This is a genomic window from Citrobacter sp. wls826 (assembly GCF_005281245.1).
Classification (GTDB): Bacteria; Pseudomonadota; Gammaproteobacteria; order Enterobacterales; family Enterobacteriaceae; genus Citrobacter; species Citrobacter braakii.
Genome location: NZ_SZWS01000048.1, coordinates 119,352 through 126,566 on the forward strand (window position 1 = coordinate 119,352; position 7,215 = coordinate 126,566).

At 52.2% G+C, this 7,215-nt stretch carries 6 protein-coding genes; 4 read left to right on the forward strand and 2 right to left on the reverse strand.

What is annotated here, in order from left to right:
- The coding region (locus tag FDW87_RS11220; RefSeq protein WP_252363118.1) for a glycoside hydrolase family 10 protein at positions 1-1,240 on the forward strand (1,240 nt) is incomplete at its 5' end.
- A gap of 65 nt (positions 1,241-1,305) precedes the next feature.
- Here FDW87_RS11220 and FDW87_RS11225 read toward each other — a convergent pair.
- On the reverse strand, positions 1,306-3,249 hold the full coding sequence (locus FDW87_RS11225; protein ID WP_137379748.1) for a methyl-accepting chemotaxis protein: 1,944 nt from the start codon (positions 3,247-3,249) through the stop codon (positions 1,306-1,308).
- A gap of 155 nt (positions 3,250-3,404) precedes the next feature.
- Positions 3,405-3,734 carry an acid-activated periplasmic chaperone HdeB gene (hdeB, locus tag FDW87_RS11230; RefSeq protein WP_003019999.1) on the reverse strand — a complete coding sequence of 110 codons (330 nt, stop codon included), beginning with the start codon at positions 3,732-3,734 and terminating at the stop codon, positions 3,405-3,407.
- Positions 3,735-4,134: 400 nt separating this feature from the next.
- On the opposite strand from hdeB, the gene FDW87_RS11235 reads away from it, so the two are divergent.
- Genes FDW87_RS11235 through FDW87_RS11245 form a run of 3 tightly spaced genes read left to right on the forward strand, consistent with a single transcriptional unit; the run spans position 4,135 to position 7,181 of the window.
- The gene (locus tag FDW87_RS11235) at positions 4,135-5,001 is read left to right on the forward strand and encodes a MurR/RpiR family transcriptional regulator (protein WP_016156533.1); all 867 of its coding nucleotides are present in this window, start codon (positions 4,135-4,137) and stop codon (positions 4,999-5,001) included.
- Positions 5,002-5,015: 14 nt separating this feature from the next.
- Positions 5,016-5,603, forward strand: coding sequence for a D-alanyl-D-alanine dipeptidase (gene ddpX, locus FDW87_RS11240; RefSeq protein ID WP_016156534.1), 588 nt, complete (start codon positions 5,016-5,018; stop codon positions 5,601-5,603).
- Between the two features lie 15 nt (positions 5,604-5,618).
- Complete coding sequence (locus tag FDW87_RS11245) at positions 5,619-7,181, forward strand: ABC transporter substrate-binding protein (RefSeq protein WP_137379749.1); 1,563 nt, start codon at positions 5,619-5,621, stop codon at positions 7,179-7,181.
- Positions 7,182-7,215: the final 34 nt, after the last annotated feature.

Consider the following 7,215-nt stretch of genomic DNA (forward strand, 5'->3'; position numbering starts at 1 on the left):
ACTTGGCAGCTGTTCTTCACAGCCGCCAGGTTCAAAAATCACCCCACTGCCCCCGGTAGGCAAACCACAGCAGAGCAAGGAGCCGGTACGCGGTATCTGGCTGGCAACGGTTTCGCGTCTTGACTGGCCGCCGATTTCATCCGTCAACATCAGCTCGCCTACCGTTCGTATCAGCCAGCAGCAAAAGGCGCTGACGGACAAGCTGGATAACCTGAAACGTCTTGGTATTAACACCGTTTTTTTCCAGGTGAAGCCCGATGCCACTGCGCTGTGGCAATCTACAATCTTGCCGTGGTCAGATACCCTGACCGGTAAGATTGGTCAGGATCCGGGTTACGATCCGTTACGGTTTATGCTCGATGAAGCGCATAAACGCGGAATGAAAGTCCATGCCTGGTTTAACCCCTACCGCGTGTCCGTGAACACTAAACCTGCAACGGTTACCGAATTAAACAACACGCTGTCACAGACGCCTTCCAGCGTTTATGTCTTGCATCGGGACTGGATCCGTACCTCGGGCGAGCGTTTTGTGTTAGATCCCGGTATTCCCGAAGTGCGTGACTGGATAACCAGTATCGTGGCTGAAGTGGTTGAGAATTACCCGGTTGACGGCGTGCAATTCGATGATTACTTCTATACCGAGTCTCCCGGCTCTGCGCTCAACGACAGCCAGACCTTCAGAAGATACGGCCAGGGATTTGTCTCCAAAGCTGACTGGCGGCGCGATAACACGCAACGCCTGATCGCGCAGGTTTCACGAACTATCAAGAAACTCAAACCTGAAGTTGAATTTGGCGTCAGCCCTGCGGGCGTGTGGCGCAACCGTTCGCACGATCCGGCTGGCTCCGACACGCGCGGCGCGGCAGCCTATGATGAATCGTATGCGGACACCCGCCGCTGGGTGCAACAAGGCTTGCTGGACTACATCGCCCCGCAGCTGTACTGGCCTTTTGCCCGCGACGCGGCGCGTTACGATGTGTTGGCGAAATGGTGGGCAGATGTCGTCAAATCAACCAACACCCGCCTGTATATTGGGGTGGCGTTGTACAAAGTCGGTGAGCCGTCGCGAAAAGAACCTGACTGGACGGTCAAAGGCGGCGTGCCGGAGCTAAAAAAACAGCTCGATCTGAACGAGTCTGAACCGCACATTAACGGCACAATTTTGTTTCGCGAAGATTACCTTAATCAGCCGCAAACGCAGGAAGCCGTGACCTATATTCGCAGTCGTTGGGGGCGTTAATGGTCGTCCGTATTGGATTTATAACGCAAGAGCGTCCGGTTATACGGACGCTCTTAACCGATCCATCAGGCAACTGAAGGCTCAGGCAATCTGAATGATGAGACCAGCATCGCCAGCTGTTCCGCCTCCTCTTTCAGCGCCTGCGTTCGCGCGGCGGCATCATCAATTAACGAGGCGTTTTGCTGAACGGTGCTGTCCATTTCGGTAACGGCCAGCGTAACTTCGGAAACGCCCTTGCGTTGTTCTTCACCCGCAACGCGTATTTCCCCCATTAACTGACGTACCTGACGTACATTACTGACCAGTTCTCCCAGACGTTCGCCCGCATTGTGAATTTGCTGACTTCCGCTACCTACATGAGAAACGGATTCATCGATCAATGCTTTTATTTCCTGCGCGGCGGTGGCGCTGCGCTGGGCCAGCGTGCGCACTTCGGAGGCCACAACGGCAAACCCTCTCCCGGCATCACCTGCTCTGGCGGCTTCAACCGCGGCATTCAGGGCGAGAATATTGGTCTGGAACGCAATGCTGTCGATAACCGCGACAATTTCCACCATTCTACCGGATGAGGCACTGACGTTATCCATTGTAGAGATAACACCCTGCATAACATCGCCGCAGCGGTTGGCCGTTTGCGCGGTGCTATCGGAGAGCTCATCTGCCAGTTGTGTATTACTGGCATTTTGATGAACGGTCGCATTTAACTGTTCCATCGCCGCCGAACTCTCTTCCAGCGCAGCGGCCTGTTGCGTCACGCGAGATGAAAGTTCCATATTACTGTCTGCCAGGCTGACAGCGTTATTCGCCACCACTACGCTACTGCTTCTGACAGTGATCAGGATGGCTGAGATTTTATCGACGAACAGGTTAAACGCTTCGGCGATAGCGGAAATCTCATCTTTGCCACGCACATCCAGGCGACGGGTAAGATCGCCTTCTCCCTGCGCAATGTCATCGAGAGCCTGACGGGTATCATCGAGACGTGAAATCAGTCGGCGAACCACCAGCCAGGATCCCACCAGCAACAGGGTCATGATCGGGATCAACACTTCCAGCACGTCCTGCATCATCACTTTGGCAAGGCCGACGATACGCGATTCAGGCGTCGCAAGACCAACAACCCAACCGGTATCCGCCATCGGGAACAGCATCACCCGTGAAGCCGAATTCAGGACGTTATCATTTGCAAGCGTAATCGTTTTCACCCCGTCCGCTGGGCGCAGAGATTTCAGACCGTTTTCCACCGGGATAAGCCATTGCGCGCTTTGCGCCAGATCGTTAATGGTTTTATATTTCGCCAGATCGGCCTGCGGGAAATAGAGGATTTGTCCCTGCTTGTCCACCACAAACGCGTAACCACCGGTGCTGTTTCCCTGTTGCTGCATGAAAGTGGCGACGTTATCCAGGCGAATATCGGTGGTGGCGACACCGGCAAACTTGCCCGCCAGTTGATAAGGTACGCTGCACGTCACCATGTTAACGCCTGTACTGGCGTCCTGGTAGACATCAGACCATAAGCAACTGTTTTGTGAATGCCCTTTGGCATGCTGATACCAGTTTTCATTGTGGTATCCGCTTGACCCTTCGACGTTATAGTCGTTGGAATACACCAGTTTACCTTCAGCATTACGCGCCCAGAAAAAGCTTCTTTTCTCCACACCTGCGGTGAAAGCGTCTGGTTCTGGCCAGATGCCGCCGCCGGTAATAATTGAATCTTTATCTTCACCAATCAGATGCGGAACGACGCTTTGATAAAGAGATTCATCATTTGGCAGCACCTCAGCCAGTCGTGACAAGCTAACGGTCTCACCTTCAATTCGGGACAATACGGTACTCAACTGGCGGGTTAAACCTTGCCCTGTTTCTTCGATCAGGGCGGTGTTGATTTCAACGACGCGCGGTTGACCACGCCAGAGCATAATCACCACAATAACAAGGGTCGTGACTGCAAGCAGCAGAATGCCGCCGATGGTTAAACGCGTTGAAATACGAGTAGGATACCAGGCCATACAAACTCCTTCTGCAAAAGGCTAACTTTTATCCAGTATCGGCACAGGCGTTTATATCTTTATAAAGTTTTCTTAAGTATCACAAAATAAATAGGTGACATTGTCACAAATAGCAAAACCCAGCACTTTGGCTGGGTTTTAATAATGACTTAATCTTATTTGGATAATTCTTTTTTGATTTCGTCTTTTATTTTGCTTAATTCGCTCTGCGGATGTTTTTTACAAAGTTCAACGGTCAAAGGAACTGCAGTAGTCACGGTTTCGTTATAGTCTACGTAATCGCCACCCTTGAAATCTTCGTCTTCATTGAGCACCCAGAAAGCCACCGGGGCCATAGTTTGCGGGTTCAAATCAATAAACTCCTGGCAATTCATGCCTTTTGGAGTCACTTCAGTTTTAGCGTTATCAGTTGCTGCATTGACGCTGACACTGGTTAACAGCGCTGCGACCAGAATACCTGCTGTAGAAAGGGAGAATTTATTCATTGTAGTACTCCATTTATAATATAAATAATATCTACACTTGCGCTTCAAACCGTTAATGTAGTTCGCAAAAAATAATACCCCTAACGTCATAAGAATAAAGATTGCCACCATTGATATGGCTGAAATTTATATTTCACATTACTGATTCTGATGTCTGGACGTAAAACGTGGCCACAATGTGATCGTTCCGACGAAATCAGCAGATTCATACCCCTCTTCCCCTGTCGCTGCACCAAAACTGAACTACGCTGCACAAATGTTGATCATTAGTTAACGGATATGGGCTGATTTTTAACAAAAACGGTCGGCGTGCCGCTGTTACCAACATGGCACGCGTCCTGCATTGTTAATTTGCTAACAGTGAACCGTACTCTGACAAACAATTAACAGCGAGAAGGTGATGACAGCGAAACCGGAGTTATTTACCCGCATAGAGCAGACCTTTAGCCAACTGACGCCCAGCGAAAAGCGCGTGGCCGGGTGGCTGTTAGCCCATGCTGTGCAGATCCCTTTTGAAACCGCGGATGGTATTGCTAAAGCGACCGGAACCAGCGGCATTACCGTTGGACGCTATCTGCGTAAACTGGGTTTTCGCAATCTGGAAGATGCAAAAGCCAGCCTGCGGGAGCTACCCGTCGTCGCCTATCAACCCTGGGGGATGAACGAGCGGCTGGACTCCTGGCACCAGCAACAAAGCCTGCCAGATCGCGCGCAGCAGTCGCTGTTACTGGAAATCGACGCCATTACCTATGTCTATCAACTCGCGCAAGGCGAAACGTTTTTACGCATAGCGCAGCGGCTGGCGCATGCGGAAGCCGTGTATATCCTTGGGATCCAGTCCACCCGCGGGATCGCTAACGCCTTTTTCAGTCACCTGGAATACCTGCGGCCTAAAGTCAGCTACTCCGAAGGGCTTTCCGGCAGTTGGGTCGAGTCGCTGAATTCAGGATTCACCCAGCCTTACGTGGTGATCACCGATATGCGCGCCTATTCCGCTATCTCGCGACAATATTGCCGCGTTGCCACAGAACGCTGCATTCCGCTGGCGTTAATCACCGATGTGTGGTGCCCGTGGGCCAGAGACTATTCCATTGACTTACTTCAGGTGAAAACTGACACCGGACATTTCTGGGACTCACTGGCTCCGGTGAGCTGTCTGTTCAACTTATTACTCTCTGCGGTGGTGGCACAACTGGGTGACTCCCTCGCAGAACGCCTGCAAACCAATCGCCAGTTACAACAACAATTTGGTCAATTCGAACAATAAACAGGAAACGTGCTATGTCAGAAACCCCAGAACTGGTCGATCTGTCGGTGATATTCCCGTCGCTGCATATCGATCTTAAATACGCTACGGCAGACAACATTACCGGCGCCCCTATCTACCGGGAAGCTCGTTGCCTGTTGCACACCGAGGCGGTCACTGCGCTGGCGAAAAGCATCAGTATTGCGCAACTGGCGGGCCTGAAACTTGTGGTATACGACGCGTATCGCCCGCAGCAGGCGCAGGCGGTGCTGTGGAATGCGTGTCCGGATCCTCAGTATGTTGTTGATGTGGCGATAGGATCCAATCACAGCCGCGGGACGGCCATTGACGTTACGCTAATGGACGATCGTGGCAATCTTCTCGATATGGGCGCGGGCTTTGATGAGATGCACGACCGTTCCCATGCCTGGCACCCTTCTGTTCCTCCGGCTGCGCAGCGCAACCGCCTGCTGCTCAATGCCATTATGTTCGGCGGTGGTTTTGTCGGTATCACCAGCGAGTGGTGGCATTTTGAATTACCTGATGCCGCCCGCTATCCGCTGCTTGACGATCAGATAGATTGTTACACTGTCACACCCATAACAACACAACATTCCCTTTAATTCTGGAGCCTGGTTATGAAGACTACACTTGCGTTAAACGCGTTTTTTCGCCCCGCTCTGATAGCCGTTGCGCTGGCGTTTGCCCTGCCCGCTGCGCAGGCCGCCGTTCCCAAAGATATGCTGGTGATCGGCAAAGCTGCCGATCCGCAGACGCTCGATCCCGCCGTGACCATCGATAACAACGACTGGACGGTCACCTATCCCTCTTATCAGCGGCTGGTTCAGTACAAAACGGATGGCGGTAAAGGCTCCACGGAAGTTGAAGGCGATTTGGCCAGCGGCTGGAAGGCCTCTGACGACCAGAAAGAGTGGACGTTTATCCTGAAAAACGATGCCAAATTCGCCGACGGAACGCCGGTGACGGCTGATGCGGTAAAGCAATCTTTTGAACGCTTGCTCAAAATCGGCCAGGGGCCTGCAGAAGCGTTCCCGAAAGATCTGAAGGTTGAGGCTATCGATAACAATACGGTGAAGTTTACCCTCAGCCAGCCATTTGCGCCGTTCCTGTATACGCTGGCCAATGACGGGGCTTCAATTATTAACCCGGCCGTCTTAAAAGAGCATTCCGCAGACGATGCCCGCGGATTCCTGGCGCAGAATACGGCAGGCTCCGGTCCCTTCATGCTCAAAAGCTGGCAAAAGGGACAGCAGTTGGTGCTGGTTCCTAACCCATATTATGCCGGTGCAAAACCGGCGTTTAAGCGGGTTTCGGTAAAAATCATCGGTGAAAGCGCCTCTCGCCGTCTGCAATTGTCGCGGGGTGATATCGACATTGCCGATGCGCTTCCGGTTGACCAGCTTGCCGCCTTAAAACAGGAAGGCAAAGTTAACGTGGCGGATTATCCCTCGTTGCGCGTGACCTATCTGTATCTGAATAACAGTAAAGCGCCGCTCAATCAGGTGGATTTACGCCGCGCCATCTCGTGGGCCACCGATTATAAAGGCATGGTAAACGGGATCCTGAGCGGCAACGGTAAGCAAATGCGGGGTCCGATCCCTGAAGGCATGTGGGGTTTTGACGACAAGGCCATGCAGTACAGTTTCGATGAAGCCAAAGCGAAAGCGGCGTGGGACAACGTTGCCACCAAACCTGACAGTCTGAGCTTCCTGTACTCGGATAATGACCCCAACTGGGAACCTATCGCGCTCGCGACCCAGGCAAGCCTTGGCAAACTGGGCATTAAGGTCAAGCTGGAAAAACTGGCGAACGCCACCATGCGTGACCGCGTGGGCAAAGGAGATTACGACATTGCCATTGGCAACTGGAGCCCTGATTTCGCCGATCCGTACATGTTTATGAACTACTGGTTTGAGTCAGATAAGAAAGGCTTGCCGGGTAACCGTTCGTTCTATGAAAACGGTGAGGTCGATAAGCTGTTGCGTAGCGCGCTGGCCACGACCGATCAGGTTGCCAGAACCAATGACTACCAGCAGGCGCAAACTATCGTGATTGATGAAGCCGCCTACGTCTATTTATTCCAGAAAAACTATCAGTTGGCGATGAACAAAGACGTCAAAGGATTTGTATTCAACCCCATGCTGGAACAGGTCTTCAATATCTCCACCATGAGTAAATAAGCCACGTTAATGCGGAGCCGCTCTGGCTCCGCAA

What these genes read in the sequence shown, in the direction of transcription:
- FDW87_RS11235 (WP_016156533.1), top strand. Translation starts at nt 4,135, where the DNA reads ATGACAGCGAAACCGGAGTTATTTACCCGCATAGAGCAGACCTTTAGC.
- hdeB (WP_003019999.1), bottom strand. Translation starts at nt 3,734, where the DNA reads ATGAATAAATTCTCCCTTTCTACAGCAGGTATTCTGGTCGCAGCGCTG.
- ddpX (WP_016156534.1), top strand. Translation starts at nt 5,016, where the DNA reads ATGTCAGAAACCCCAGAACTGGTCGATCTGTCGGTGATATTCCCGTCG.
- FDW87_RS11225 (WP_137379748.1), bottom strand. Translation starts at nt 3,249, where the DNA reads ATGGCCTGGTATCCTACTCGTATTTCAACGCGTTTAACCATCGGCGGC.
- FDW87_RS11245 (WP_137379749.1), top strand. Translation starts at nt 5,619, where the DNA reads ATGAAGACTACACTTGCGTTAAACGCGTTTTTTCGCCCCGCTCTGATA.